25 protein-coding genes and 1 pseudogene are annotated in these 25747 nt (G+C 63.5%); 10 read left to right on the top strand and 16 right to left on the bottom strand.

The window, feature by feature from the left end; all coding sequences use genetic code 11:
- Positions 1–3 precede the first annotated feature (3 nt).
- The 8 genes from gspF to gspM are packed head-to-tail and all read left to right on the top strand — an operon-like array spanning position 4 to position 5443.
- Entirely contained in the window at positions 4–1212 is a 1209-nt protein-coding gene (gene gspF / locus CGA22_RS12265) for a type II secretion system inner membrane protein GspF (protein WP_041021971.1), read from the top strand.
- A gap of 3 nt (positions 1213–1215) precedes the next feature.
- A complete protein-coding gene (gene gspG, locus CGA22_RS12260; protein ID WP_041021972.1) occupies positions 1216–1671 on the top strand; it encodes a type II secretion system major pseudopilin GspG in 456 nt (151 codons plus the stop codon).
- On the top strand, positions 1668–2141 hold the full coding sequence (gene gspH / locus CGA22_RS12255) for a type II secretion system minor pseudopilin GspH (RefSeq protein ID WP_317451655.1): 474 nt from the start codon (positions 1668–1670) through the stop codon (positions 2139–2141). The genes gspG and gspH overlap by 4 nt, the downstream gene beginning before the upstream one ends.
- Positions 2134–2517, top strand: a complete 384-nt coding sequence (gspI, locus tag CGA22_RS12250; protein ID WP_041021974.1) for a type II secretion system minor pseudopilin GspI — start codon at positions 2134–2136, stop codon at positions 2515–2517. Before gspH ends, gspI begins: the two co-directional genes overlap by 8 nt.
- Complete coding sequence (locus CGA22_RS12245; protein ID WP_041021975.1) at positions 2510–3043, top strand: type II secretion system protein GspJ; 534 nt, start codon at positions 2510–2512, stop codon at positions 3041–3043. The genes gspI and CGA22_RS12245 overlap by 8 nt, the downstream gene beginning before the upstream one ends.
- Positions 3040–3885, top strand: coding sequence for a type II secretion system protein GspK (locus CGA22_RS12240; RefSeq protein WP_041021976.1), 846 nt, complete (start codon positions 3040–3042; stop codon positions 3883–3885). Before CGA22_RS12245 ends, CGA22_RS12240 begins: the two co-directional genes overlap by 4 nt.
- On the top strand, positions 3885–4988 hold the full coding sequence (gene gspL, locus CGA22_RS12235; RefSeq protein WP_188258598.1) for a type II secretion system protein GspL: 1104 nt from the start codon (positions 3885–3887) through the stop codon (positions 4986–4988). The genes CGA22_RS12240 and gspL overlap by 1 nt, the downstream gene beginning before the upstream one ends.
- On the top strand, positions 4988–5443 hold the full coding sequence (gspM, locus tag CGA22_RS12230) for a type II secretion system protein GspM (RefSeq protein ID WP_041021978.1): 456 nt from the start codon (positions 4988–4990) through the stop codon (positions 5441–5443). Before gspL ends, gspM begins: the two co-directional genes overlap by 1 nt.
- A 153-nt stretch (positions 5444–5596) precedes the next feature.
- On the opposite strand, the gene CGA22_RS12225 is transcribed toward gspM, so the two are convergent.
- Positions 5597–6772 (bottom strand): MFS transporter, encoded by a 1176-nt coding sequence (locus tag CGA22_RS12225; RefSeq protein WP_223194766.1) that lies wholly within the window; start codon positions 6770–6772, stop codon positions 5597–5599.
- Positions 6773–6993: 221 nt separating this feature from the next.
- Here CGA22_RS12225 and CGA22_RS12220 point away from each other — a divergent pair, with 221 nt between their 5' ends.
- Positions 6994–7908: a LysR family transcriptional regulator gene (locus CGA22_RS12220; protein ID WP_041021980.1), complete on the top strand. Its 915-nt coding sequence runs from the start codon at positions 6994–6996 to the stop codon at positions 7906–7908.
- A 100-nt stretch (positions 7909–8008) separates the two neighbouring features.
- Positions 8009–8296 carry an addiction module antidote protein gene (locus CGA22_RS12215; RefSeq protein WP_041021981.1) on the top strand — a complete coding sequence of 96 codons (288 nt, stop codon included), beginning with the start codon at positions 8009–8011 and terminating at the stop codon, positions 8294–8296.
- A 48-nt stretch (positions 8297–8344) separates the two neighbouring features.
- Here CGA22_RS12215 and CGA22_RS12210 read toward each other — a convergent pair whose 3' ends face one another.
- The 15 genes and pseudogenes from CGA22_RS12210 to CGA22_RS12140 form a co-directional block, all read right to left on the bottom strand.
- Positions 8345–12364 carry a dermonecrotic toxin domain-containing protein gene (locus CGA22_RS12210; RefSeq protein WP_041021982.1) on the bottom strand — a complete coding sequence of 1340 codons (4020 nt, stop codon included), beginning with the start codon at positions 12362–12364 and terminating at the stop codon, positions 8345–8347.
- 220 nt (positions 12365–12584) lie between these two features.
- Positions 12585–13030: pseudogene (locus CGA22_RS12205) on the bottom strand (excinuclease).
- A 30-nt stretch (positions 13031–13060) separates the two neighbouring features.
- A complete protein-coding gene (locus CGA22_RS12200; protein ID WP_041021983.1) occupies positions 13061–14287 on the bottom strand; it encodes a beta-ketoacyl-ACP synthase in 1227 nt (408 codons plus the stop codon).
- On the bottom strand, positions 14287–15015 hold the full coding sequence (gene fabG, locus CGA22_RS12195) for a 3-oxoacyl-ACP reductase FabG (RefSeq protein ID WP_041021984.1): 729 nt from the start codon (positions 15013–15015) through the stop codon (positions 14287–14289). The genes CGA22_RS12200 and fabG overlap by 1 nt, the downstream gene beginning before the upstream one ends.
- On the bottom strand, positions 15012–15479 hold the full coding sequence (locus CGA22_RS12190) for a hotdog family protein (protein ID WP_041021985.1): 468 nt from the start codon (positions 15477–15479) through the stop codon (positions 15012–15014). The genes fabG and CGA22_RS12190 overlap by 4 nt, the downstream gene beginning before the upstream one ends.
- Entirely contained in the window at positions 15476–16672 is a 1197-nt protein-coding gene (locus CGA22_RS12185) for a beta-ketoacyl-[acyl-carrier-protein] synthase family protein (RefSeq protein ID WP_041021986.1), read from the bottom strand. Before CGA22_RS12185 ends, CGA22_RS12190 begins: the two co-directional genes overlap by 4 nt.
- Positions 16669–17163, bottom strand: coding sequence for a DUF3261 domain-containing protein (locus CGA22_RS12180; RefSeq protein ID WP_041021987.1), 495 nt, complete (start codon positions 17161–17163; stop codon positions 16669–16671). The genes CGA22_RS12185 and CGA22_RS12180 overlap by 4 nt, the downstream gene beginning before the upstream one ends.
- Positions 17160–17888 (bottom strand): class I SAM-dependent methyltransferase, encoded by a 729-nt coding sequence (locus tag CGA22_RS12175; protein WP_041021988.1) that lies wholly within the window; start codon positions 17886–17888, stop codon positions 17160–17162. The genes CGA22_RS12180 and CGA22_RS12175 overlap by 4 nt, the downstream gene beginning before the upstream one ends.
- A gap of 1 nt (position 17889) precedes the next feature.
- Positions 17890–19140: an NAD(P)/FAD-dependent oxidoreductase gene (locus CGA22_RS12170; RefSeq protein ID WP_041021989.1), complete on the bottom strand. Its 1251-nt coding sequence runs from the start codon at positions 19138–19140 to the stop codon at positions 17890–17892.
- Between the two features lie 50 nt (positions 19141–19190).
- On the bottom strand, positions 19191–21530 hold the full coding sequence (locus CGA22_RS12165) for an MMPL family transporter (RefSeq protein WP_041021990.1): 2340 nt from the start codon (positions 21528–21530) through the stop codon (positions 19191–19193).
- Entirely contained in the window at positions 21514–22107 is a 594-nt protein-coding gene (locus tag CGA22_RS12160; protein WP_041021991.1) for an outer membrane lipoprotein carrier protein LolA, read from the bottom strand. The genes CGA22_RS12165 and CGA22_RS12160 overlap by 17 nt, the downstream gene beginning before the upstream one ends.
- The gene (locus CGA22_RS12155; RefSeq protein ID WP_041021992.1) at positions 22104–22529 is read right to left on the bottom strand and encodes an acyl-CoA thioesterase; all 426 of its coding nucleotides are present in this window, start codon (positions 22527–22529) and stop codon (positions 22104–22106) included. The genes CGA22_RS12160 and CGA22_RS12155 overlap by 4 nt, the downstream gene beginning before the upstream one ends.
- Entirely contained in the window at positions 22522–24066 is a 1545-nt protein-coding gene (hutH, locus tag CGA22_RS12150; RefSeq protein WP_041021993.1) for a histidine ammonia-lyase, read from the bottom strand. Before hutH ends, CGA22_RS12155 begins: the two co-directional genes overlap by 8 nt.
- Positions 24047–24991, bottom strand: coding sequence for a glycosyl transferase (locus CGA22_RS12145; protein ID WP_041021994.1), 945 nt, complete (start codon positions 24989–24991; stop codon positions 24047–24049). Before CGA22_RS12145 ends, hutH begins: the two co-directional genes overlap by 20 nt.
- Positions 24988–25722, bottom strand: coding sequence for a glycosyltransferase family 2 protein (locus CGA22_RS12140; protein WP_041021995.1), 735 nt, complete (start codon positions 25720–25722; stop codon positions 24988–24990). Before CGA22_RS12140 ends, CGA22_RS12145 begins: the two co-directional genes overlap by 4 nt.
- Between the last annotated feature and the right edge of the window lie 25 nt (positions 25723–25747).

The raw sequence follows: 25747 nt of genomic DNA, 5'->3' as shown, positions 1-25747 counted from the left end.
ACGATGCCGACTTTCGACTATCGGGCCGAGGATGCCCGGGGCCGGCGCTGCAAGGGGCGGATGGAAGCCGATAGCGCCCGTCATGCCCGTCAGTTATTGCGCGAGCGCGGGTTGCTGCCCTGGGAACTGCGCGAGGGCGAGGGGCAAGCCACCCTGGGCGCCCGCTTCGCCGGGGGGCGTCTGAGCCCGGCTGACCTGGCGTTGTTGACGTTGCAGCTCTCCACGCTGATCCAGGCCGGGTTACCCCTCGAAGAAGCCCTGCGGGCCGTGGCGCAACAGAGCCAGAAGCGTCGGGTCGTCCACCTGTTGTCGGCGGTGCGCACTCGGGTAATGGAAGGCCACGCATTGGCCACGGCACTGAAAGCGTTTCCCCAGGCATTCCCCGAGCTGTTCTGCGCCACCGTCGCGGCGGGCGAACAGTCCGGTCACTTGGGCCAGGTACTGGAGCAACTGGCGACTTATACCCAGGCGCGCCAGGCGTCTCGCCAGCGCATTCAATTGGCGCTGGTGTACCCGCTGATTCTGCTGCTGGCCTGCGTTGCGATTGTCGCTTTCCTGCTGGGCTACGTGGTGCCGGATGTGGTGAAGATTTTCATCGACAGTGGCCAGCCGTTGCCCTGGCTCACCCAGGCGCTGATCGCGGTGAGCGATGGGGTGCGCCGCTATGGGGTGCTGATGCTCGTGGCCCTGGCCGGGGGGCTCGGGCTATGGCGCTGGAGCCTGCGCCAACCGGTATGGCGCCTGCGCTGGCACCGTCTGCTGCTCAGGTTGCCGCTGTTGGGCGACGTTTTGCGGGCGATGGAAGCCGCCCGATTCGCCAGCACCCTGGCGATTCTGAGCCAAAGCGCCGTGCCCCTGGTCGAGGCCCTGCACATCGCCGCACAGGTCATCGGCAACCTGACCATCCGCGCCCGCATGGCCGATGTTGCCCGTTCCGTGCGCGAGGGCGGAACCCTGACCCGAGGCCTGGAACTCGGCGGCGATATTCCGCCGCTGATGCTGCACATGATCGCCAGCGGCGAACGGGCCGGCGAACTGGATCGCATGCTGGCCCGTGCCGCCGAACAACAGGAGGCCAGCCTCGCAGCGCGGATTGCGCTGGTGGTGAGCCTTTTCGAACCGGCCATGTTGGTGGTGATGGGCGGCGTTGTGCTGCTGATCGTCATGGCCATTCTCCTGCCAATCTTGAGCCTCAACCAATTGGTGAATTGATCGATGAAACTTCAAAACAACCGGCCTGCATGCCTGCAACGCGGCTTTACGCTGATCGAAATCATGGTGGTGGTGGTCATCATCGGCGTGCTGGGCGCCATGGTGGTGCCGCAGTTCATGAGCCGACCCGATCAAGCCAAGATCACGGCCGCCCGCACCGATATACAGGCGATTTCCACGGCACTGGAAATGTACCGGCTGGACAATTTCCATTACCCGTCGACCCGACAGGGCCTCGATGCACTGAGTAAACGTCCGTCCGGCACGCCTGCGGCGAGAAACTGGAATCCCCAGGGCTATCTGAAAAGCCTGCCGATCGATCCCTGGGGCACGCCCTATCAGTATCTCAACCCTGGTCTCAAGGCCGCCGATGGCAGCTATGACCTGTACTCGCTGGGTGCCGACGGCGCGCCGGGCGGTGAGGGGACAGCGGCCGACATCGGCAACTGGGGCGAATGAGCATGGGCCGTCGCTGCAGGGGGTTCACTTTGCTTGAACTGATGGTCGTCCTTGTCCTGATCGGGGTATTGGCGGGTACGGTCAGCCTCGCCATCGGGCCGAGTCCGGCGCGTGAGGCCCGGCAGCAGGCCCTGGACTTCATCCGTGTGGTGCAGCAGTTGCGCGAGCGGGCGGTGCTGGATGGGCTGGAATACGGTGTGTGGGTACAGCCTCGCGGCTATCAGGCATTGCGACTCGACGCCCGAGGTTGGACAGCGGTGGCGGCAATGCACCGGTTACCGGAAGGCATGACGCTGGGGCTGGAGCAGGACGGTCATGCCTGGGTCCTCGACGAGATGCCAGGCGCACCGCAATTGCTGATGCTCAGCAGCGATGAGATCAGTCCGTTCAGGTTGCGGGTGAACGTCGCCGGCCAGCGTATTGCGCAGGTGTCGAGCGATGGTCTGGCGGAGCCGTCGATCGATGAGTGAGTTTCGCAGACCGGCCGCTTGCCAGGGATTTACCTTGCTGGAGGTCATGATCGCCCTGACGATTTTTGCCACGGTGGCAGCGGCGGCGCTGTCGGCCAGCCAGTTCGTGCTCAGGCAAAGTGTCGCGCTCGAGGACCGTCTGTTCGGTGCCTGGCTGGCCGACAACCAGTTGAGCGAGCTGCGCCTGCAAGCCGCCACCGCGCCGGGCCGACAGCACCTGACCCGGTCTATGGATCGTCGCGACTGGACCCTGCAACAGCGTATCGCCCCGGCCCGCGACCCACGTCTGCTTCAAGTCGAGATCCAGGTCAGCCGCGCCACCGGCTCGTCCGCCATACACCAAGTGACCGGGTGGATCCGCAACCATCATGAATAGACAGTCGGGGTTCACCTTGTTGGAACTGGTCATCGCCATCGCCCTCTTCGCGCTGCTCGGCCTCGCCGGTTGGCGCCTGTTCGACGCTGTCGTGCGTACTCAGCAAGGGGCCGGTCAGCATGAGCGGGAAATCAGGGCCTTGCAGCGTGCCGTGGGCGTGATCGAGCGCGACGCGTGGCAGGCCGTGGCCGGCTCTGTCGTGCTCGGGCCGGGTCACCTGCAATTGCAACGCAGTCATTGGCGCAATCCACTGGACCAGCCTCGCAGCGAGCGGCAGACGGTGAGCTATCGACTCGAAGGCGCAGCGTTGTGGCGCGACAGCTTTGGCGAAGGAACGACCACTCTGCAGCGGCAGAAACTGCTCGATGATGTCCGCAGCCTGAGTTGGCGCCTGTTTGACTCGCAACGGGGTTGGCATGGCGAAACCGCGGGCGATGGCTGGCCGCTGGCATTGGAACTGAATGTGTCGACGGGGCGCTTCGAGCAGATCCGTCGGGTCCTGCTGTTGCCGGGAGCGTTGCCATGACGCATCAACGCGGGGTGGCATTGATCAGTGTGCTGCTGGTGTTGAGCCTGGCGTTGCTGCTGGTCGGTGGGATGTTGCGCAGCCATCGCCTGTTTTTGCACAGCAGCGCGCAGCAGCTGCAACAGGTCCACTTGCGTCAACTAGGGCTGGCCGCTGAAGCCTGGGCGCGCGCCGTGCTGGAAGACAGCGTGGACGCCCAGGCCGGGCCCGTCGGCCTGAGCCAGGACTGGGCCCGGCTGGCGCCTGCCCTGGCGCTGGACGACACCGGGATCGACGTTGATATCGAAGACCTGTCCGGGCGTCTGAACCTCAATCCATTATTGGCTCGCGGGCAGATCGATCAAGTGACCTTGGGACGCTGGGCCCGGTTGCTCACCCTGCTGGATTTACCGGAGTTGTCGTTGCCCCAGGTCGGAGCCGTCCAGGAGTTGAGTCAGCTGCGACTGTTGCCCGGTATCGACGGTCAGACCCTGCAACGCCTGGAACCTTGGGTGGCAGTGCTGCCCATGGACGCGCAGCTGAATATCAACACCGCACCGCAGCATGTCCTGATGGCCCTGGACGGCATGGACGCCGGCGCTGCAAACGCCGTGATCGCGCGGCGTGCCGACACTCCCTACGCCAGTGTCCAGGCGTTCACCGGCGACCCGTTGTTGTCCGGCCTGGGCCTGAGCAGCCATGGCTTGGGCGTGAGCAGCCGCTGGTTCCGGATCACCGTGAACGTGACTCAAGCGGACCGCCACCTGCGCCTGGCCTCGGACATCGAACGTGATCCTGTGACCGGGCACTGGACTGTTCGCCAGCGCCGCTTTTTACCCATCAGCCCCAGTGAGCTTCCTTGATGAAAACCTGGCTTTACCTGACCGCCGAAGGCATGGGTGCCCCCTGTGCCAATTGGCGTTGCTGCGTGTGGTCGCCCTCGGGTGAACGCCGTTGCCTGCCTTTGCACGAAGCCGCTCGCGAGTTGAACGGGCGGGTTGTCGATGTGTTGTTGCCGATGGAAATGTGCAGTTGGATGCGTAGCGATCCCTGGCCCTCCCGCCGCCAGCCCCGACCCCAGGCCTTGGCATTCGCCGTCGAAGAGCAACTGAGCGAGAACCTGGAGGCGCTGCACATCGGCATCGGTTTACGGGATCGTCAGCAACGCTATCCGCTGCTGGTGATTCAGCGGGCCCGGTTCCAGGCGCTGTTGGCGTTGCTCGACGCCCATGGCATCGATGCCCGGGCGATCCATGTCGATGCCGAGCTGATCGCCGAGGACAAGGCTTTCGGGGTGCGCTGGTTCGGTCGCTGGCTGCTGGGGGGAGCGCTGCCGGCGCGGATGGCTCTGTCGGCCCAAGCCTTGGCAACGCTCAAGCCGAGTCTGTCCGAGGACATCCACTGGCTGGACGAGGCGACTGATCGCCCTGGCATCGACGAGTGGCTGCTGGGCACTGAGGGACATCCCATCAACCTGTTGCAGGGCGAGTTCCGGCGGCGGCGTCAGCGTCTGCCCTGGCGCGGTGCGGCGATGGCCGTGCTGGGCATGTTTGTGCTGACCTGGGCGCTCGACGAAGCCCGCATCGGTTTTCTGCACAATGAAACCCGTCGTCTGTACGCGCAAGGTGAGCAGCAATTCAGGTCGCTGTATCCCTGGCAGGACCCTGTCGTTGACCTGGCGGCGCAGTTCCAGGCGTTGCAGCAGCGTCGCGGTCAAAACCAGGTCACCCAGGTCGCTCGGTTGGTCCGCCTGACTGAGCAGGTGGTTGGCGCCAGCCCTGTCGAGGTGCAGGAGATCGAGTTCCGAGAGCACGAAGGCTGGAAAATCCAGCTGACCGCCAACAGCTTCATCGAGCTTGAGCAATTGCGTGAACGCGGGCAGCAGAACGGCCTGCCCCTCACCTTGGGCAGTGCCAGCAAGCAGAACAACCGGGTACAGGCGACCCTCACCCTGGAGGACAGTTGATGAGCCTCGGTGGATGGGCACGCCTGAAGCAGGCCTGGGGAAGCATGTCTGGCCGCGAGCAACGGTTGTTGCTGGGCCTCGCCGTGGTTGTCCTGGTGGTTTTGGGTTATGCCTCGATCTGGCAACCCACTCGCCTACGCTTGGAGAGTGCTGAGCGACAGTATCGCCAACAGGCGCAACTGAATGCACGAATCCAGCGCGCCGAACCCGACCGGGACACCAGCGCCGCGCTGCGTCCATTGTCGGTACGGGTCAACGACAGTGCGACGGCGGCGGGCCTGGAAATAGCCGAAATGGAGATCGAGGGCGATTCGTTACGGCTCACCGTCACTGGCGATGCCAACCCGCTGCTCCATTGGCTGGATCGTCACGAACGGGACGGCGCGACCGTGCGATCGCTGGCCTTGGAAGCGCGCGATGGCGTGCTGGAAGCGCGGGTGGTATTGCGGCAGTGATTGGCTGGACATGTGCCTGATGCCAGTCAGTTAAAAATCAAACGGCGCAAACCCTGTGGGAGCGAAGCTTGCTCGCGATGGGGCAGACCAGCCGACATTGTGGCTGGTTGACTCACCGTAATCGCGAGCAAGCTTTGCTCCCACAGGAGGTGTTCAGACCGGCATGTTTCCTGGCAACACTGGCAATTTCGCCAGTTTTACCGCCACCGACAACGCCACCAGCAGCAACGCGCCAATGAACAGGCCGACACCGTTCCACCCACCCAGGTGCCAGGCCACGCCGCCGGCGGTGCCAGCCACGCTCGAGCCGGCGTAATAGCTGAACAGATAAAGCGACGATGCCTGGCCCTTGGCGGTGAGAGCACGGCGGCCGATCCAGCTGCTGGCGACCGAGTGGGCGCCGAAGAAACCGAACGTGAAGACCAGCATGCCTGGGATCACCAGCGCCAGGGGCGTCGCCATGGTCAGGGCGAGACCGGCCAGCATCAAGGCAATGGTGGCCCAGAGCATCTTGCGTCGGCCAAGCTTGTCCGCCAGCGCGCCGACTTTGGCCGAGCTGTAGATGCCCGACAAGTACACCACCGACAGCAGTCCCACGAGGGCCTGGTCCAGATGATAAGGCTCGGCCAGCAGGCGGTAGCCGATGTAGTTGAACAGTGTCACGAACGCGCCCATCAGTACGAAGGCTTCGAGAAACAGCAACGGCAGGCCAGCATCACGAAAGTGCCGGGTGAAGCCGTCCAGCAAGCTGCGTGGATGCAGCGAGCGCGGGCGGAAGTTGCGCGACTCGGGCAGGATCCTCCAGAACACCGCCGCGGCGATCAGGGCCAGGCCGCCAATCACCAGCATCGCGGTGTGCCAGCTGACAAAGTCGATCAGCACGCCGGTGATCAGGCGCCCGCACATGCCACCGATGGCGTTGCCGGCGATGTACAGCCCCATCGCCAGGCCGATGTGCTTGGGATGGATCTCTTCACTCAGGTAGGTCATCGCGACGGCGGCCAATCCGCTCAACGACAACCCCACCAAGGCCCGGAGCAGCAATACGCCATGCCAGGTCGGCATCATGGCGCTGGCCACGGTGCACAGTGCGGCGGCGAACAGCGCGGTGACCATCACCGACTTGCGACCGATGCGGTCGGAAATCGGTCCGGTGATCAACAGGCCGACGGCGAGCAGGCCGGTCGCCACCGACAGGATCAGGCTGCTTTGCGCCGCGTTGACGGAGAACTCCCTGGACAACAACGGCATCATCGGCTGTACGCAATACAACAGGGCAAAGGTTGCAAAGCCGCCACAGAACAGCGCCAGTACCGTGCGCATGAACATCGGCGTGCCTTTTTCTATGTAGATGTCCTTCAATTCGGTAACGACGTCGTCCTGCACGCGGGAGGGGATTTCATGGGCCAGTGGCGCGACAGCAGTTTTCACGATGGACCTCGCAAGAGCACGATCAGGCAGGCAATGAAAAAAGCATATAGCCGGCTAACGTTTCTATCCAATATATTGTTCGACCTGTTTGAGACGTTTCACGACCTATTGGATCGCCCATGGAACTGCGTCACCTGCGTTACTTCATCGCCGTGGCCGAAGAGCTGCATTTTGGCCGCGCCGCGTTGGCTTTAGGTATTTCCCAGCCGCCCCTGAGCCAGCAGATCCAGGCCCTGGAGCAGGAGATCGGCGCGCGGCTGTTCGAGCGCACCAATCGTCGGGTGGAGTTGAGCGAAGCCGGGCGGCTGTTTCTCGAAGAGGCACGGCGGGTGCTGGCCCAGGTCGACAGGGCCGCCGACGTGGCGCGTCGCGCCCAACAGGGGGAGCTGGGTGAGCTGAAGATCGGTTTCACCTCTTCGGCGCCGTTCAACTCCACCATTCCCCAGGCGATCTTTGCGTTTCGCCAGCGCTTCCCGGCCGTGCATCTGAACCTGCGGGAAATGAGCAGTACCCAGGTGGCCGATGCGTTGCTGGACGAAACGATCGAGATCGGCATCATGCGGCCCCTGCCGCTGCCCGACGCCTTGAGCGAAATCGAACTCAGCCGCGAACCGCTGGTGGCGGTGCTCAGTGCCAAGCACCCGCTGGCCCAGAGCAGCGACGAGGGATTGTTTCTCTCGGCACTGGCTCAGGAACCCTTTGTGTTTTTCCCCCGCAGCTACGGCAGCGGCCTTTATGCACAACTGCTGAGCCTGGCCCGTGACGCCGGTTTCAGCCCCCACTTCGCCCAGGAAGCCGGCGAAGCCATGACCATCATCGGCCTGGTGGCGGCAGGGCTGGGGGTTTCGGTATTGCCGGCGTCTTACCAGCGGATACGGGTCGATGGCGTGGTCTACCGGCCATTGCTCGACCCCGCGGCGGTGTCGGCGGTGTGGTTGGTACAGCGTAAGGACCAGCGTTCGCCGATGGCGAAGGCGTTTGTGGCGTTATTGGCTGAAAATACGGGTATTTCCGGTTCTGAAAGGACGGCTTGATGCTGGCTTGAATTCTTCTGTGTGGCGGTGATAAAAGCAGTCAGACTCGTGATATCAAACAAGCCAGGCTCATAGCGAAATCCTGGCAGGAGCAAAACCCATGACCGAACAGTTCACTCGTTGGGACTCTGCCGAGTACCTCAAGACCGAAGAGGACATGGCCAATTATCTGGATGCATGCATGGAGGAGGCCGGAGACGATCCCGCATTCATCGCAAAAGCCCTGGGGACCATTGCACGAGCTCGCGGAATGACCCAAGTGGCTCGTGATGCAGGGTTATCACGTGAGAATCTTTATCGTGCCTTGTCGGGGGAAGGAAATCCTGAATTTGGAACCATTTTGAAAGTTGTCAGAGCGTTGGGGTTGAAGCTGCATGCCAGCACTTGATAGATGGCCAACCTGCAAGAAAGAGGGCGCCTTTCGGCGCCCTCTTTCTTAGCCTTCCCAAACCGTCGCAGGGCCGTTGGCGTGGTAATCGTAGAACCCTCGGAGTGTCCAGTTATCGCCCTCGCGTTCAAACGCGGCGCGCCATGCGCCTTTGCCACCGCCCGGGGTCAGCTGGGCCATGGTGTACCAGTAATATCGGTTGCTCTTCTTGGTGGTTACCCTTCCCGCGCGAATATCTTCGGTGATGACTCGGACTCTGGTTTTAGCCGCCTCCGAGAAGCTGGCGTAGGACATCTGGGTTTCGGCCAATGGGCTGGTGGTGACGGTGAAGGTGTCCGGTGCCGGCGATGGAGGAGGTGAAACCGGGGGCGTGACCGCCGACGGTGTACCCTCCACTTTGTGGGTTCGAGCCTGGGTCACGATCTCGATATCGAACGGTTCGTAGTTGGCCAGTGTACGGCTGAAGTTCGTGATGTCTTCGCCGGTGAGCAACATGACGTTGCGTTGGGTCCGGCCTTTGTTGGCGATGATGTAGGGCACTCGATTGTTTCTGATCTCCGTCAGCAAGCCGGGCTTGTGCCTGCGCTGCTTCTCTTCCCGCAGGGCAGCGATCAACTCGTCATAGGACTCCTCCGAGGCGGTATATTTTTCCCGGGCCGCCTTCGTTTCTGGATCATTTCCCGGGAATCGCGCCTGTATCCTGGCATCCATCGTGGTTTCCACGGCATTCAACATGTCCCGCGTATCCTTGGCTATTTTCTCCATGGCTGCCTTCTTCCGCCCGCCTTTGGAGGTGAAGGTCATGAATATGGCGCCGGTAATGTTATCGGTGATGACCGTTGTATTGACCTTGATCCGGTCTTCGGTGAAGAACATGTCTCTGTGCGCCAGTATCGTGTCGTATATTTTTATTTTCTGGGTATCGCTCAGGTCGATGTTGGACACGTTTTCTTCGATGCTTTTGCTGCTCAGGACAACGATGCTCCATGTATTCATCTTGTCCAGTAGTTGCATCTGGATCGCTTTGCGTCTGGACAGATCGCCCCGCCCCCAGGTCATGTCATCGATTCGTGTGCGGTAAGCGTTGATGTCGGCCGCACCGACATCTGCCATGCTCTCGCGAAGGATGCGTTCGGACAGTGCTTCAGGCATGGAGTCGAAGATGGCTTCTGCGGTACTGATCGCTTCAGAGGAGGGGTAGCGGTTCATCACCAGCACGCCCTCCACCAAGGCATTGCAGGTCCGTTGTCGTGGCGTTTCAGGGCGTCGCCCGAGCAGGCTGTGGAACGGGCCACCTCCACGTAACCCATGGCGCTTCTCAATGTGCCAGCGGTCATTTTCCCACGTGACCGTTCGCTGATTCGAGCGGTTGTCCGGCGCGTAGATGATCCGTTCGCCGGCCTGGATCGCCGTTTTGTAATAACCGTTTCCAAGCTTCAGGTAGCCCTGCCCGTCGGCACCCCTGTACCGATGGCGTCCCTCGGCGATCAACCCATGCCCGTTGAAGCCCTTGAGCCGATAGGGCTCCAGCTCGGGGTCCGGCATGCGGGGGAGAGGCGACAGGCCCGGGCGTGCCTGTTTTCGACGACGTCCCGCGCGGGCCATGATCAGGTCCTGCCCGGCTTCGGCGATGACTTCTCCCAATCCACCGATGAAATCGGTGGCCCATTGACGGACGCTGCCGCCCTCATCATCAATCGCAGACAGCGCGGCACCGCCCGCCATGGTCGGCAGGATCGCGCGGCCCAATATGCCGCCCAGCCGGCCCACCGGGAACATCGACATGGCGCCCGTCAACAGCATGACGGCGTTTCGGCGCCCTTCCTGTGCGGACGCGCTGTCGCGCTCGGCATTGGACACCGTGAGCATTTCCGCGGTTTTAATCCCGTGGGAGATCTGCGTTTCGTGCAGCACCTTGAACAGGTTCGCTTCCACCACCGGCGCGGCGATTTTCTTCGCGAAGTCATTCTGTGCCCGCTCCTTCGTCCAGGTGAAGACCGAGCGCGTGACTTTCCTGATCTTCTCCTCGAACGTCAGGTTCTCCGACATCGGCACCAGGCTGGCAAGCTGCTCGGCCTGTTCCAGCAGCGGCAGGTGCGAAATGAGCCAGCGGGTCATCTGCGGTGTGGCGGTAAGGGTCTGCACCAGCGTGCTTTCCAGTGCTCGGCTGCTGGCCGCATCCACGTCCCGGAACGTCTTGCCGTCCGGCGCCCCTGGCGTATACAGCGTCAGCGAGGGGCGGCTCGCCGAGGCCTTGACCCCAAACGCCAGTATTTCTTTCAGTACGCTATCACCCCAGTGCAGTTGACGGACCACCACCTCGTGCCCGCCAACCTTGACACGCCCTGTCGACACGGGGCTGTCCAGCGCCGCCAGTACCAGTTTCAACCCGGTATTGTCGCGGTCGAGTCTCAGGTCGCCGGAGATATGGGCGGCCCAAACCTGGGCTCGCATCTGTTTGGCTTTCAAGGCCATCCATTGCGCCTGCGTTTGCCGGGCTACAACTTGCAGCTCGGTCGGCAGCCGGGCGCCGACATTGGCCCGATCGATGACCTCTACAATCTGCGCGAAGCTCAGCGGTCCTTCTATGGCGGGCCGAGGGGCATTGCGTTCATCCAGGGTCAGGTTGGACATCGCCCACTCTGTCAGGGAGCGGCGGTCGTCGATGACCCCTCTGACGCTGCCTTGGGATATCCCGGACCCGAACGGTGACCCGCCCGTGGGGGCATGCGGATCGATCAATTGTTTCCTGATGCTCAGTGACACGTCTTCAGGATCGACCGGCGGGTATTTCTCGCGGATGACACCGGCCAACAAGGTGCGGGTCCGGGCGTGCAGGGCATCCGAGGTGGCCAGTGTCACGGGGTCTGGCGCAGGGACCGTTTCCACCAGGGTTGTCTGCACTGCCTGGGTCGCCTCCCACCACGCCAGACGGTCACTGCCGGTGACGTGGGGATTGGCGTGCAACCAGTCATCGAGCTTTTTCAGGCTCAGTCGCAGCTCACGCTCATCCATGGCGGCAGCCAGATCCAGTCGATTGCCCAATTCCGCCATTGCATCCAGCCTGCTCATCCAGGCGTCGATCTCCTCCGCTTCCGCAGGGCCATTGAGAAAAACGCTGCCTACGGCGTTCCTTTGCGCTGTCCGCAATTCGGTGATCAAGCGGACGAGAAAGTGCTCGGCAATCGGTGCCGTTACGATCTCGTCTCCGGGGTCGCTGTCTTCTTGCAGACCGGCCTTGAGCGCCGCAAGGTCCTCGTAAATGTGCAGCGGTTCGCCCAGGCGATACAACACTGCGCCACCCGACTCGTTGGCATTGTCGTGTTGGGTCAGCACCACGGCCATGGGGACCGGGACGCTGACAGCCCACCCTGGCGGGATCACGCTCAGGCTATGGACGCCGGGCCGCTGGTATTCCGGGAGTTGCCCACGAGACGCCGCGTCCGGCGCCGACAAGGCGCGCTCCACCAAGGCCTTGTGCATCGACGGGCTCAGCGTTCCGTCCAGCTTGTGAAGGTCCGCCTGGGCCTTGAGCTGTACGGCCCATTCATCGGCCAGCCAGGTGCTGACGCTACGACCCTGACTGAAATCGGCAGGTCCGGCCCAGAAGTCGTCCAATGCCTGGGTCAACAGTTGTTTGCACGAACCCGGCGTGATGCTGATCAGGCCCTTGATTGTTTCCTTTGCGTTACTGTCGTTCAGGGGGGCGGGCATATCCGTGGCGTAGTTTTTATGGGTGACGAGGTCAATGTCGTTTGAATCGTCGAAGAACTCCTGCGCATTCAACTTACCCGCGATTGCGCGCCAAAAAAGCCTGTCGAGACGGATCGTGGTCCTGGTTCCTTCCTTGCGTCGACACACGAAGACCTCTTTGGCGCTGATGCCGTCAGGCAGGGTGGGAAACGCCCTGCCGAATCCATCATCCAGGTGCTTCGCCAGCACCGCCGAGGCACGTGGCACGGCGTCGTTCAGGCGGATCATCTGTTGCTGCGAGGTTTCCAGCAGGCTGATCAGCGGGGTACTCGGATTTGCGGGGCTTTCAGTCCGTGAGGGGGTGTTTTCCAACATGTGTTCTTCCTGGGAAAGTGTGCGGAAGAACAACCTATTGAAGAAAGGGGATGACGAGGTGGTAGATAGATACCGCACGGGGCGGTGTCTGACTGGGTAGGAGGGCTCGCTCCCACAGTGGATTCTCAGTGAGCCAAACGCCTGTGCCTGGCACAGAACCCTTGTGGGAGCGAGCCTGCTCGCGATGGCGGCAGACCAGGCTACATCAATGCCCGAGGGCTTATTGCACCTTCGACAGGTCCCCCTTCAATGCAACGCCGGCCATGATCGCGCCGGCATGGCATTCATAGGTCGCAGGGTCTTTGCGTTCGTTGCTCTTGTAGAAGCGACGATGTTGGTGACGGCGTTGGCCCCGGCGTTCTTGGCCGCCTGGTGCAGGCTGATCAGCGCCGATTGCAGCACCCATTCACAGGCCACTTCGTCGGACTTGTTGAAGGCGTTGGTCTTCTTGTTGGTCACCGCTCCCGGACTGACGACGGTGACGTTGCCGGCGGGCTTGTTGCCCGCCAGATAGAACTTCACGCTGCCGTCGATCTTGCCGGTGCGGATGGCTTCGGCGACGACTTTGTCGAAAGGCAGGAACAGTGCCGTATCACGGGCCTGGCTGAGGGTCGGCAGGGTGCTGAGCAACAGGGCGGCGGTAACGGCGATTTTCTTCAGCGACATCAGGGTCTCCTTGACCAGAGGGAACGGGCGTCAGTGCCAGCGACAGAAGATCAACGAAGTGTTGACCCCGCCAAAGGCGAAGTTGTTGTTCATCACGTATTCGTTGCTCATCGACCGGAATTCGTTGCGCAGGTAATCGAGCTGGCCGCATTGAGGGTCGACTTCGTCGAGATTGCAGGTATGCACATAACGGTCGCGGTTCATCATCTCGATGCTGAACCAGGACTCCAGTGCCCCGCAGGCGCCCAAGGTGTGGCCCAGGAAACTTTTCTGCGAACTGATGGGCATGCGCTCACCGAACAGGCTGCTGGTGGCCAGGGTTTCGGCAATGTCGCCCTGTTCGGTGGCGGTGCCGTGGCCGTTGACGTAGCCGATGGCGGAGGGTTCGAGGCCCGCATCTTCCAAGGCCAGCTCCATGGCCCGGCGCATGGTGACCAGCTCGGGACGGGTGGCATGCTGGCCGTCGGCGTTGCTGCCGAAGCCGACGATTTCGGCGTGGATTCGCGCACCGCGGGCCAGGGCATGTTCCAGTTCCTCAAGGACCAGCATGCCGGCACCTTCACCGATCACCAGGCCATCGCGGCCCTTGTCGTAAGGGCGTGGGCTGGTCTGCGGTGCATCGTTCTTCAGGCTGGTGGCGTAGAGCGCGTCGAAGACCATCGCTTCGGTCGGGCACAGTTCTTCGGCGCCGCCGGCAATCATCAACGGCAGGCGCCCGAACTTGATCGCCTCATAGGCATAGCCGATGCCGTGGCTGCCACTGGTGCAAGCGCTGGAGGTGGGAATCATCCGTCCGGTCAGCCCGAAGAAAATGCTGATATTGGCCGCCGTGGTATGGGGCATCATCCGCACATAGGAGTTGGCGTTCAGGCCTTCGGCCACGCTGTTGAGCAGCATGTTGCCGAACGCCTTGACCTCGTCGGTACTGCCGGTCGACGAGCCGCAGGATACGCCCATACGTCCGTCCTTGATCGACTCGTCGCCCAACAGGCCGGCGTCGGCCAGGGCCTGTTCCGCCGCGGCTACCGCCAACCGCGAGACTCGGCCCATGCTGCGCAGTTGCTTGCGGGTCCAGTGGGCCGGGACCTGGAAATCATCGATGGGGCCGGCCAGGCGGGTGTTCAGCTCAGTGAAACGGTCCCACTCGTCCATGCGCCGAATGCCGCTGCGGTTGGCGGCGAAGTTGGCGGCGATGGTCTCCCAATCGCTGCCCACGGAGGTGATGCCGGCCATGCCGGTGACGACAACGCGCTTCATCAGCACAAGCCTCCGTTGACGGCCAGGACCTGCCGGGTGATGTAGCCGGCTTCGGCGGACATCAGGAAGTTCACCGCGCCGGCCACTTCTTCCGGCGTGCCCATGCGCTGGGCGGGAATCATTTTCATCAGTTCTTCCACGGGGACGTTTTCATCGAGCATGGCGGTGTCGATCAGCCCTGGCGCGACGCAATTGACGGTGATCTTGCGCTTGCCGAGTTCGATTGCCAACGCCTTGGCCGCGCCGATCAGTCCGGCCTTCGACGCACTGTAGTTGACCTGGCCGCGGTTGCCGATCAACCCCGACACCGAGGTGATGCAGACGATCCGTCCGGCGGCGCGACGACGGATCATCGGCATCATCACCGGATGCAGCACGTTGTAGAAACCGTCGAGGTTGGTGCGCATCACCGTGTCCCAGTCGTCTTCACTCAGGGCTGGAAACGCACCGTCGCGGGTCAGGCCTGCATTGAGCACCACGCCATAGTAGGCGCCGTGGGTTTCGACGTCGGCTTCGAGAATGGCTTTGCAGGCGGCACGGTCGGACACGTCGAACTGCAGGACCCGGGCCTGTCGACCGAGGACCTGGATCTCGGCCTGGACGGTTTCGGCCTCGGCACGACCGCTGCGACAGTGCAGCACGATGTCATGCCCGGCCTGGGCCAGGCGCAGGGCGATGGCGCGGCCGATGCCACGGCTGGAGCCGGTGACCAATACGGATTCAGTCATGGCTGGTTTCCTGTTGCGGACGGTTCATGGAGGTAGTGGGCGGACTGGGGTGGGCGGAACACGTTCAATCGGGCGGTAGCATGGATGCCGGGCGCTTCGATATGGCACTCGAACACACCCATGCCGTTGTCGTCTTCCAGCGAGCGCATACCGCGGATATCCAGCTCGGTACCGACTGGAAAACTGTCGACGTTGCACTCGAACTTGCGGGTGCCGAGCAAAAAGCCCAGTTCAACGGCGTCGCCACGTTGGCGCGCATGGCAACCGGCAAACGCGGCGACGCTCTGGGCCATCAACTCGATGCCGACCCAGGCCGGCAGGCCACCGTCGGCGCGGTTGAACAAGCCACCGGGTTTGACGATGGCGCGGGTATGGATCTGCTCGTCATCGAATGCCACGACGCGGTCGATGAGAATCATGTCGCCTGCGTGGGGCAGCAGTTCGGCGAGTGGCCAGTCAATCATGGGGCATCTCCGATAATCAGGCTGACGTTGTTGCCGCCGAAGGCAAACGAATTGCTCATCAGGCGACGGGGGGCGGTCGGGTTCAGGCGGCTGTCGGCGCGGGTCCAGGCCAGGGCCGGCAGTTCAGGATCGGCCTGACCGTCCCAGACATGAGGCGGCAGGGCCCCGGTGGTGTTTTCGACGCTCAGGCTCAACCAGCAGAAGGCCGCTTCCAACGCTCCGGCCGCGCCCAGGGTGTGGCCGGTCATGGGTTTGGTGGAGGAACAGAGTACCCCGTGGGGAAACAGGCCGGCCACCGCATGGCTTTCCATGGCGTCGTTGTGTTGCGTGGCGGTACCGTGCAGGTTCAGGTAGTCGATCTGGCTGGCCTCGAGACCCGCGCAGAACAAGGCTTTTTCCATGGCCTGACGAGCACCGCGACCACTGGGCTCCGGAGCGGAAATATGATGGGCATCGGAGCTGGCGCCGTCGCCGAGCAGGGCAATCGGCGTTGCATTGCCTGGCGTCTTGCTCATGAGAAACAGCACGGCCGCCTCGCCGATGTTGATGCCGCTGCGGTTCACCGAAAACGGATTGCAGCGTTCGTTCGATACCGCTTCCAACGCCGAAAAACCGTTGAGGGTCAGCTTGCACAGGCTGTCCACACCGCCACAGAGCACCGCATCGCACAGGCCCAGGTCGAGCAGGCGTCGGGCGCTCATCAAGGCGCGGGCGCTGGAGGTGCAGGCGGTGGAAATCACATAGGACGGACCGCTCAGGCCGAGCCAGTCGGAGAGGAAATTGGCCGGCGCGCTGAGTTCCTGCTGCTGGTAGTCGTAGCCGTCCGGGAAGCGCTGTTCGCGCAGATAATGGGCGATGCCCTGGCTGGCCTCGTCGATCCCCGAGGTGCTGGTGCCCAGGACAATGCCGATGCGCGTACGACCATAGGCCTGGATGGCCCGGTCGATCTCGGGACGGATCTGCAACCCGGCCTCCAGCAGCAACTGATTGTTGCGGCTGCCATGGGCGGCCAGGGTCTCGGGGATGCGGGCCAGTTCACCCGTTACCGAGGCAACCGGCAAGGCACGCTCGGCCACCCACCCGGCTTCGACACGCAGGCCCGAGCAGTCGCCGGCGAACAGGTTGCGCGCCACTTCATGTTTATCGCGGCCCAGGGCACAGATCACGCCGAGGGCATTCAAATAGGCGGTCATGGAGTGCTCTCGGTCAGCGGTGTGATGCGGTAGTGGGGCCCTTGGGGCAGGCTCAGTTGAAAGTCCAGCGGCTGCTTGTAGCGCACCTGCCAGCGGGAATCCAGGGTTCGTTGCGCAGCCTGTTGCCGGGCGCTCGGGTAATTGCCGGGCAGCTCGGTTTCAGGGGTCAGGGCGAACAGCAGCGCGGCGAACAGCTCCCGGGCTTCAGCGTTGGGGGGCAGCAGGCCGTCGGCTTGCCACTGGCCGTCGATCAGGCGCTGACGAGCCAGGGGAATACCCAGCGGGTCCATCATCGACCAGCGAATGCCGGCGTCTTCGCGTTGGATCACCAGCAACCAGTCCTGGCGCTGCCCGGCCAATTGGCGCTCGATGTGCAATTGCAGCGGCAGCGCCAGGGTGGGCGTGCGCTCGGGCAATGGCGCCTGACCGGCGCAGGCACCGAGCAGCAACAGGCAGCCGATCAGCAGGCCATTGAAGCAGGCGCGGATCATTCGCCAACCCCTTCTACGGGCTTGCGGGCCACGACGTTGACCAGGGTTTCTTCCCGCTCGCCGAACGGCCTGGGGCGGCGCAGGCCAAAACGTTCCAACAGGCCGAAGTCCCTGGCGCGGCTCCACCACAGGTAGGGATAGGACACGTTGTCGGCGTCGAAGCGGAACCCTTGCTGGCGGATCATCTCCAGGTATTGCGCGGCACTTTTCTGTACATGCATGGGATGACGGAACAGCCAGCGGATGACCCAGGTATCGATATAGGCCTCGGTGGATTCGGCGAACATCAGGTAGCCGCCGGGCTTGAGCACGCGATAGAACTCGGCCAAGGCCTTTTCCTGTTCCACCAGGTGATGGAAGGTCTGGTGGCAGAACAACAGGTCGACGCTGGCATCCGGTACCGCCAAGGTTGCGCAATCGCTGCCGATCAATTCTACGGCCATGCCCTGGCGGGCCGCTTCCTCGGCGCTCAACGCCAGACTGTGGGGATCGGCATCGACCCCGATCAGCCGCTGTGGCGCAAACACCTGGCGCAGGTACTGGAACGATTTGCCCTGGCCACAACCGGCGTCCAGCAGCACCGGCTCGGCCGGCAACGGCGTGCTGAACAGACCGCGCAAGTCATTTATCGCCACGCGCAGCACATGGTGCTGCCAGGTGTGGCTGCGCAGGAACCAGAAGCCGAAGCGGGTTTCTTCGACGTAGCTGTCGCTCAGGTAGTTCATCTCACTCATGGGCCGGGCTCGCACAGATTTCCGAGAGCATGCGCAGGCGTCGCTTGGGTTCGCTGACGAACGGATTGCGTTGATCCCAGGCATAACCGGCCAGGATCGAACTGATCATGCGGCGGATGTCGGAAGAACCTTCGGTATAGAAGATCACGTCCTGGAAGGTGCCGGCGTACCAGCCCTCGACGTAGCAGCGGAAGGTGTCGACGCCACGCTTGAGCGGTTCGGCGAACTCGCTTTGCCAGTCCACGCTTTCACCTTGCAGCTGACGATGCAGCACGCCGGCCGCCATGCTTGCCGAGCGCATGGCGATGGTCACGCCGGAGGAGAACACCGGGTCGAGGAATTCCGCAGCGTTGCCGAGCAGGGCGAAGCCTTGGCCATGCAAGGTTTTGACATTGGCCGAGTAGCCGCCGATGGTCCGTGCCGGGGTATCCCACACGGCGTTATCCAGCACCCGGGCGAGGCTCGGGGTCTCGTCGATGAAGCCCCGCAGGCAGGCGTCGAGGTCGTCGGTGCGGCCGGCAAAATGCTCCGCCGCCGCGACCACGCCAACCGAGCAGCGTCCTCCACTGAACGGAATGGTCCAGAACCAGATATCGCGTTGGGTCGGGTGGGTGGTGATGAGGATTTTCTCCCGGTCGAAAGTCGGCGCATCGATGCGGTCTTCGACATGGGTGAATACGGCCTGGCGCACCGGGAAGTTCGACGGTGCCTCCAGGTCCAGCAAGCGCGGCAGGACTCGACCATAGCCGCTGGCGTCGAGGACGAACTCGGCCTCGATCCGGTACGCGCTGCCGTCCTCGCGTTGCACGCCCAGTTGTGGTTTGGCGAGGTTGAAATCGACGCTGGCAATGGCTTCGCCATAACGGATCTCCACCCCCTGCAAGGCGGCTTGATCGGCCAGCAGCTTGTCGAAGTCGGCGCGCTGTACCTGGAAGGTGGTGGGTTTGCCTTCGCTGAAGGTGTCGCCGAAATCGAAGGCGCTGTAGCGCTCGCCCCAGGCGAAAGCCGCACCGTTCTTGCGCTGGAAGCCTGCGGCCTGCACCGCGTCGAGCATGCCCGCCTCTTCGACGAAGTCCAGGCAATGGGACAGCAGGCTCTCGCCGATGGAGAACCGGGGGAAATGCTGGCGTTCGATGACCAGCACATCGTGGCCCTTGCGCTTGAGCAGCGCGGCCGCGATGGCGCCGGATGGCCCTGCGCCGATGATGACGACCTGGCGGCGTTCCATTTCAGTTGCAGACATTTGGACTCCTTGCCCAGGCAGCGATGTTCGAGTGAGAGTGTGGGTAATCGTCATTGGGCGGGTTCCAGCGCGGGCGTTGCATGCGTCTGGCGCCCGGCCCATGGCGCCAGCATGAAGCTGAACGCCAGCCCCAGGCTCACCGCCAGGCCGAAATTACTCACTGCCGGCGTACTGGAAAGCGCCAGCAGGCCGAACGACAGCCAGGTGGTGACCGCCGCGAGCAGGGTCCCCAGCAGGCTCACGGCGGCACCGCCGATCTGCTCGCGCATCAGGATCGCGTAATCGACGCCGATGGCCGTCACCAGCAACAGCCCGAACAGGCTGAACAGGGTCAACGGCTGCCCCAGCCAGCCCAGGCTCGCCAGGCTGCACAGCGCAGCGAGCAGCGGCAGGGCGACGATGCGCAGAGCTGCCCTGACGCCGAACGGCCAGACCAACACCAGCACGATCAGCACGCAGGAAGCGAGCTTCAGCTCGGCGGCGCTGATCTGCGTGGCGGCGAACACCTGGTTCAGATCGCCCAGGCGATCCACCAATTGCACGCCGGGCAAATCCACCGCCTGCAATCGCAGCAATGCGGCATTGTTCAAGCCTTGCAAACTGATCGTCGCGGCCACGCCTTGCGCGGTCGGGCCGAGCCAGAGGGTGCGGTACGGTTCGGCCAACGGACCGGACAGCGCGGCATCGATGTCTTCCACCGGCAAGGTTTGCAATCGGGCCAGCTCTGCCTGCAAGGCGGCGACCGGCACGCCCAGGTCCAGCAGCGGTTGCCAGAACGCCGGGAGTCGGGCCAGGGCCTCACGGACTTTCTGCTGCTCGGCCGGCGGGCTGACCAGTTGGTTCAGCGACAGGTAGCCCTGGAGTTTTTCCAGGCCGACCAACTGGTCCAGCCGCTCGTTGAGGGCGGTCTGGCGTTCAAGCAGTTGGGATTGATTGTCGGCGCGAATCAGGAAGAACTGGCTGGTGGGCTGGAAACCGGTGATACGGGCGATGTCGCGGGCCTCGTCGGTCAGGTGCTGGGGCGTGCCGATCCACTGGCGGATGTCGTTCTTCGTGCTCAGGTGCCAAAGCCCTCCGGCGCAGAAGATCAGCAGCAATGCCAGCAGGATCGGCGTGGGAACCCGCGCCAGCAGTGCTTCGCGGGCTTTGAGCAACTGCTCGCAGAAGCGCAGCGGCCATTGGGCAGGGCGCAGGTCCGTGCCCTTGAGCAGCGCCGGCAGCAGGCAGACTGCCGTCAGGTAGGCGCCGACCAGCCCGGCGGCGGAAAATACCGCGATCTGGGTCAGGGCCGGGAAGGGCGTCCAGGCCAGGGCCAGATAGCCGATGCAGGTGGTCGCCAGGCTCAGGCTCAGCCCCGGCAGGGTCAGGCGCAGGGCCGGCCAGCTGTGCCACGGCTTGAGGCTCCAGCTCTTTGACAGGTAGTGCAGCGGATAGTCCACCGCCACGCCGATCAGGCTCGAACCCAGCACCAGGGTCATGACATGCATGCGCCCGAACAGCGCCACGCAGGCCACCGCGCCGAACAGCATGCCGACCAGCACCGGCATGAACGCCAGCCATACCCGCAGGCGTCGGAAGGCCAGCAACAGCAGCAACAGAATACCCACTGTCGCGCCACCGCCGACCCAGGTGATTTCCTTTGATGCCTGTTGCTGGCCGCTGGCGGCGTACAGCAAGCCGCTGGCCGCCAACAGTTGCCCCTGGGCCAGGCCTGCCTGGTCGCGGCTGTGTTGCAGCAGATCGGCCACTTGCAGCGGCAGGTTCATGTCGAAGGCGTTGCCTTGGGTGCGGGCCCGTAGCATCACCCAGCTTTTGCCATCGGCGTCGGCGATCAAGGCACCGCTGCCCACATCCAGCTGTATGGCGCCGCGTTGGGGCTGGCTGTTCTGGATGCGCCCGGTCAGGCCCAGCCAGTCGTCCTGGCTCGGTACCAGGCTGAAGCCGCTGAACGGGTCGAACAGCGCCTGCACCCGCTGCTGGATGAATGCCTGGGGCTGCTCGATCAATTGCTGACGGTCCGCGGCCGAGAGCATCGCCAGTCGTCCGTTCAGCAGTTGCGTGCGCAGCGCCGGCAAATCGGCTTGCAGCGTCCACTGGACCTTGTCGAACAGACCACTGGCCTGCCATTGCTCGCCAAGGGTTTGCGCCAGGGCGATGGCTTGCTGACGGTCGGCATGACCGACCAGTACCAACACCTCGCGATTCAGCGGCTCCTGCATGCGTTGTTCAGCGATAAGCTCCAGGGCATCGGGGGACGTGCCCGGCACCAGTTCCATGAGATTGACCGACAGAGGCGCACCATTGCGCCATTGCCAACCGGCGAGCGCCAGCACTGCCAGCAGCAGTATCAGGAACAGCCGTGGCAACCTCCGTTCACTCGGCAAAGTCATGTTGCTCCGTTTCGCTCAAGGGTTGCGTGGCGACACTGTCCTGCATGCGCAGCACCGTGCTGTCGCCCTGGGTTTCCAGCAGCTCGATGCGCTGTACCAGTTCGCCGCCGTCAATGTTGATCTGGTTGAACACCTGTTTGAGCAACACCGAGCGCGGGGTCAGGGTCAACTTCCACTGCTGCGGTTCGCCCGACAGGCTCAGCTCGAAATCCCGCAGCAGGCCACTGCTGTCACCCTGCAAGACGGCCAGGAACAGCCGGTTCTGCTCGGCGCCGGCGCTCTTGTTCGGCAGCATTTGCCAGGCGTTGCCGTCCCTTCGAGCGATGCCCTGGGCGGTAATCCGGTAATCCTGTTGCAGCGGCGTCTGCAGCAGCCACAGCAGGCCTTGTTTTTTCGCCAGAACGAAATGGCCTTTGCTGACGAGCGGTTGGGGCAGGGCGCGCAGGTGTTTTTCCTGGATGAACTGGCCGTGGATGACATCCGGGCGGGCCAGCTGTTCGCTCAGTTGTTGCAAGTCGAAGGCCTGGGCCAGGGGCGACAGGCAGCACAGTAAGCACCAGAGGGACAGGCGTTTCATGACAGTTTCCTTTCGACGGCGTCGATAAACACCCGGGGCGAGGCCAGCAGCATCTCGCGAGTCGTGATGTCCACGGCCACCTGCACCGAACTGGCGCGGGTCAGGCGTTCGCCAGTGAGGGTGTCGCTGATCAGGTAGTTGATCTTCAACCGGTTCTCCCACTCCACCAGGCTGGCACGCACGGTCAGGGCCTGGCCGAACACCGCGCTGCGCACGTAGCGCAGTTGCAGGTCGATCACGGGCCATGCGTACCCGGCGGCGAGCATGTCGTTGTAGTTGTGGCCGATCTGGTCGAGCAAGGCGCAGCGGGCCATTTCCAGGTATTTGACGTAGTGGCCGTGCCAGACCACATGCATCGAATCGACATCGAAAAACGGCACGACAATCTGCGTCTCGACATGCAGCACGCCCTGGCTACGCATGCAGCCTCCAGTGTTGCTCGGCGATGCGTTGCAGGCACAGGCGCAGTTCGGCTTCCAGGGCGCGGTCTTCGATGACCGGCGGGAAATCCCCCGCCAGTTGTTCGTGCATGGCGGCCAGGGCCGGTGGCAGCGGTCGCGCGTCCTCGGCACGGCTGCGCAGCCACACGCCCTGGTTGGCCGCCAGCAGCGTCGCGGCGGCGACCTGTTCGGTCAGCTCCAGCACGCGGATCGCATCCCGGGCGGCGATGGTACCCATGCTGACCTTGTCCTGGTTGTGGCACTCGGTGGAGCGCGAGAACACGCTGGCCGGCATTGTGTTTTTCAGGGCTTCTGCGGTCCACGCGCTGGCGCCGATCTGCACGGCCTTGAAACCATGGTTGAGCATCGCACGCTCGGCGCTGGCGCCGGACAGGTTGCTCGGCAGGCCATGGTTGTAGCGCTCGTCCACCAGTAGGGCGAGTTGCCGGTCGAGCAGGTCGGCGACGTTGGCCACCAGGTTCTTCAGGCTGTCCATGGCGAAGGCGATGTGCCCACCGTAGAAATGCCCGCCGTGCAGCACCCGCTCGGCTTCGGCGTCGATGATCGGGTTGTCGTTGGCGCTGTTGAGTTCGGTCTCGATGAACGCGCGCAGCCAGCTCAGGCTGTCGGCCAGCACGCCGAGCACATGGGGCGCGCAGCGCAGGGAATAGCGATCCTGCAGGCGATGCAGCGGTGCGGTCGGCGCGTCGATCGCCAGGTCCTTGCGCAACCACGCGGCGACCTGCATCTGCCCCGGGTGTGGCTTGGCGGCGAACAGGCGCTCGTCGAAGTGCTCGGGGTTGCCTTGCAAGGCGACGACGTTCAGCGCGGTGATGCGGGTCGCCAGTTGCAGCAGGTAGTCGGCCCGGGCGAAGGCCAGGCAGGCGAGGCCGGTCATCACGGCGGTGCCGTTCATCAGGGCCAGTGCTTCCTTGGGCCGCAGCACCAGCGGTGTCCAGCCCAGTTCGCGGTGTACATCGGCGGCCAGCCGGCGTTCGCCACGGTACATGACTTCACGTTCACCGGAGAGTGTCGCGGCCACATAGGACAGCGGCGTCAGGTCGCCGCTGGCGCCCACCGAACCTTCTTCCGGAATCAGCGGCAGGATGTCGTGTTCGAGAAAGGCCTGGAGGCGCTCCAGCAATTCAACCCGGACCCCGGAGACGCCGTGGCACAGCGACTGCAAGCGCGCGGCCAGCACCGAGCGGGTGGCCTGGGCATCCAGCAGTTTGCCCAGACCGCAGCCATGGAAGGTATACAGGTGGCGCGGCAGGGCTTCGACGTGCTGCAACGGCACGGCAACCACGCAGGAATCGCCGTAACCGGTGGTCACGCCGTAGATCACCCCTTCCTTGTCCAACAGGGAGTCGAGAAATTGCGCACCCTTGGCGATGCGCTGGCGAAACGCCGGATCATCCTGCAACTGTGTCGGCGCCTGACGGTTGGCCAGGGCCAGCACGTCTTCGATGCGCAGGGGGCGTTCGCCGAAGGTTACCGGCTCAAGAGTGGGCATCGTCATCGGTCTTCCAGAAAGGGTAAAAGTTGAACCACTGTTGGGGGGCCTGGAGGCAGTACTGCGCCAGGCGCTCTGCGTAACGACCGGCCCAGTGGGCGATCACGTGCTCGCGTTCGGTGCGTTTCCACACCACGGCATCGGCGAAGGGCTCGAGGGTGACGCGATAGCGCCCCTCGTGCTTGAGGCACATCAGCAGGTTGACCGGGCATTTCAGCAGGCCGGCCAGCAACCACGGCCCTTGGGGGAAAGCGGCCGGGTGGCCCATGAAGTCCACGGTTACGCTGCGCCCGCCGTGCAGCGGGACGCGGTCGCCGGCAATCGCCAGCCACTCGCCGCGCTCCAGGCGCTCGCTCAGTTGCAGCATCACCGCCGGATCCAGCTCGCTGACCTGGATCAGCCGCAGGTGCGTGGCACCGGCTTCGCCCAGCAGGCGATTGAATTGTTCGGCGTGCTTGGTGTGCACCAGCACGTTCATGGTGACCTTTTCGCCCAGTTCGGCCAGGGCTCGGCACATTTCCAGATTGCCCAGGTGCGCCCCTACCAGCATCTGCCCGCGAGCGCCACGCAGGTGATTGCGCAGCAGTGCGGTATCGACGATTTCGATCTGGTCGATGCTCAGCTTGCCGTTCCACACGTCGAGCTTGTCCAGCAACGAGTCGGCAAACGCCATGAACTGCCCGAAGACTTTGCCATGGGTGGGGCGCAACTCGATGCGACCGCTCCAGTCGGCCAGTCGCCGTTGATATTGCCAGGCTGCCTGGCGAGCGCTGCGACCGAAAATGAAGAAGTACAGGACGATGCCGTACAGCACCGGGCTCAGCAGGCGACGGCCCAATACTTTGGCAGCGAACGCCGTGAGTTTCATCAGCCAGAAACTGCCGCGCTCCTGACGATCGGCCCAATGGGTCTTATCTGCCTGGAGACTCATGTCCGCCACCGTCGCCAGAGAATCAGGGGGGCACGTACCAGCATGCCGAAGAACAAGCGGGTGTGCATGCTGGAAATCAGCACGTTATCGTGGAACAGACGGAAGTGCGAAACCCCGTCCTGGGGGTAGTGGACCCGGGTGCGCAGCCAGCACATCGGCTGGTTACGCCAGGCCAGACGCACCAGGATGTCCGAATCGAAATCCATGCGCTTGCCAATGTTCGCCGAGTTGATCAGCGCCAGGGTCGCTGGCAGGGGGTAAACCCGAAAGCCGCACATGGAATCGCGGATCTGCAGGGACAGGCTGTTGATCCAGACCATGACGTGGGTCAGGTAGCGAGCGTACAGGCGACCTTTCGGCACGCTGGCGTCGTACTGTGGGTAGCCGCAGATCACCGCGTCCGGGTGCAGTCGGGACTGGTCGACGAAGGTATTCACGTCGCCGAGGTCGTGCTGTCCATCGGCGTCCACCTGCAAGGCATGGCTGAAGCCCAGGCGCGCGGCTTCCCGCAGGCCGGTCATGACGGCGCCACCCTTGCCCTGGTTGACCGCCAGCCTGACCAGGTGAACCCGCTCATCCACCGCCAGCCGCTCCAGCACCGCCGCGCAGGCTGGGCTGCTGGCGTCATCGACCAACACGCAGGGCAGGCCATTGGCGAGCAATGTCTGGACCACCGCCGAGATGGCGGTTTCGTGGTTGTAGACGGGGATGACGGCGCAGGGGTTATGCATGTCTTTTGCCTTCCACCGAGCCCTT

It is taken from the genome of Pseudomonas sp. PSB18 (genome assembly GCF_014596565.1).
GTDB lineage: Bacteria > Pseudomonadota > Gammaproteobacteria > Pseudomonadales > Pseudomonadaceae > Aquipseudomonas.
The sequence above is the reverse complement of the archived record's forward strand: the minus strand, read 5'-3'. Positions and strand labels throughout refer to the sequence as shown.

Excerpts from the sequence above, each read along its gene's own strand:
- gspF (WP_041021971.1), top strand. The coding sequence starts at position 4 with ATGCCGACTTTCGACTATCGGGCCGAGGATGCCCGGGGCCGGCGCTGC.
- gspG (WP_041021972.1), top strand. The coding sequence starts at position 1,216 with ATGAAACTTCAAAACAACCGGCCTGCATGCCTGCAACGCGGCTTTACG.
- gspH (WP_317451655.1), top strand. The coding sequence starts at position 1,668 with ATGAGCATGGGCCGTCGCTGCAGGGGGTTCACTTTGCTTGAACTGATG.
- gspI (WP_041021974.1), top strand. The coding sequence starts at position 2,134 with ATGAGTGAGTTTCGCAGACCGGCCGCTTGCCAGGGATTTACCTTGCTG.
- CGA22_RS12245 (WP_041021975.1), top strand. The coding sequence starts at position 2,510 with ATGAATAGACAGTCGGGGTTCACCTTGTTGGAACTGGTCATCGCCATC.
- CGA22_RS12240 (WP_041021976.1), top strand. The coding sequence starts at position 3,040 with ATGACGCATCAACGCGGGGTGGCATTGATCAGTGTGCTGCTGGTGTTG.
- gspL (WP_188258598.1), top strand. The coding sequence starts at position 3,885 with ATGAAAACCTGGCTTTACCTGACCGCCGAAGGCATGGGTGCCCCCTGT.
- gspM (WP_041021978.1), top strand. The coding sequence starts at position 4,988 with ATGAGCCTCGGTGGATGGGCACGCCTGAAGCAGGCCTGGGGAAGCATG.
- CGA22_RS12225 (WP_223194766.1), bottom strand. The coding sequence starts at position 6,772 with ATGTTCATGCGCACGGTACTGGCGCTGTTCTGTGGCGGCTTTGCAACC.
- CGA22_RS12220 (WP_041021980.1), top strand. The coding sequence starts at position 6,994 with ATGGAACTGCGTCACCTGCGTTACTTCATCGCCGTGGCCGAAGAGCTG.
- CGA22_RS12215 (WP_041021981.1), top strand. The coding sequence starts at position 8,009 with ATGACCGAACAGTTCACTCGTTGGGACTCTGCCGAGTACCTCAAGACC.
- CGA22_RS12210 (WP_041021982.1), bottom strand. The coding sequence starts at position 12,364 with ATGTTGGAAAACACCCCCTCACGGACTGAAAGCCCCGCAAATCCGAGT.
- CGA22_RS12200 (WP_041021983.1), bottom strand. The coding sequence starts at position 14,287 with ATGAAGCGCGTTGTCGTCACCGGCATGGCCGGCATCACCTCCGTGGGC.
- fabG (WP_041021984.1), bottom strand. The coding sequence starts at position 15,015 with ATGACTGAATCCGTATTGGTCACCGGCTCCAGCCGTGGCATCGGCCGC.
- CGA22_RS12190 (WP_041021985.1), bottom strand. The coding sequence starts at position 15,479 with ATGATTGACTGGCCACTCGCCGAACTGCTGCCCCACGCAGGCGACATG.
- CGA22_RS12185 (WP_041021986.1), bottom strand. The coding sequence starts at position 16,672 with ATGACCGCCTATTTGAATGCCCTCGGCGTGATCTGTGCCCTGGGCCGC.
- CGA22_RS12180 (WP_041021987.1), bottom strand. The coding sequence starts at position 17,163 with ATGATCCGCGCCTGCTTCAATGGCCTGCTGATCGGCTGCCTGTTGCTG.
- CGA22_RS12175 (WP_041021988.1), bottom strand. The coding sequence starts at position 17,888 with ATGAACTACCTGAGCGACAGCTACGTCGAAGAAACCCGCTTCGGCTTC.
- CGA22_RS12170 (WP_041021989.1), bottom strand. The coding sequence starts at position 19,140 with ATGTCTGCAACTGAAATGGAACGCCGCCAGGTCGTCATCATCGGCGCA.
- CGA22_RS12165 (WP_041021990.1), bottom strand. The coding sequence starts at position 21,530 with ATGACTTTGCCGAGTGAACGGAGGTTGCCACGGCTGTTCCTGATACTG.
- CGA22_RS12160 (WP_041021991.1), bottom strand. The coding sequence starts at position 22,107 with ATGAAACGCCTGTCCCTCTGGTGCTTACTGTGCTGCCTGTCGCCCCTG.
- CGA22_RS12155 (WP_041021992.1), bottom strand. The coding sequence starts at position 22,529 with ATGCGTAGCCAGGGCGTGCTGCATGTCGAGACGCAGATTGTCGTGCCG.
- hutH (WP_041021993.1), bottom strand. The coding sequence starts at position 24,066 with ATGACGATGCCCACTCTTGAGCCGGTAACCTTCGGCGAACGCCCCCTG.
- CGA22_RS12145 (WP_041021994.1), bottom strand. The coding sequence starts at position 24,991 with ATGAGTCTCCAGGCAGATAAGACCCATTGGGCCGATCGTCAGGAGCGC.
- CGA22_RS12140 (WP_041021995.1), bottom strand. The coding sequence starts at position 25,722 with ATGCATAACCCCTGCGCCGTCATCCCCGTCTACAACCACGAAACCGCC.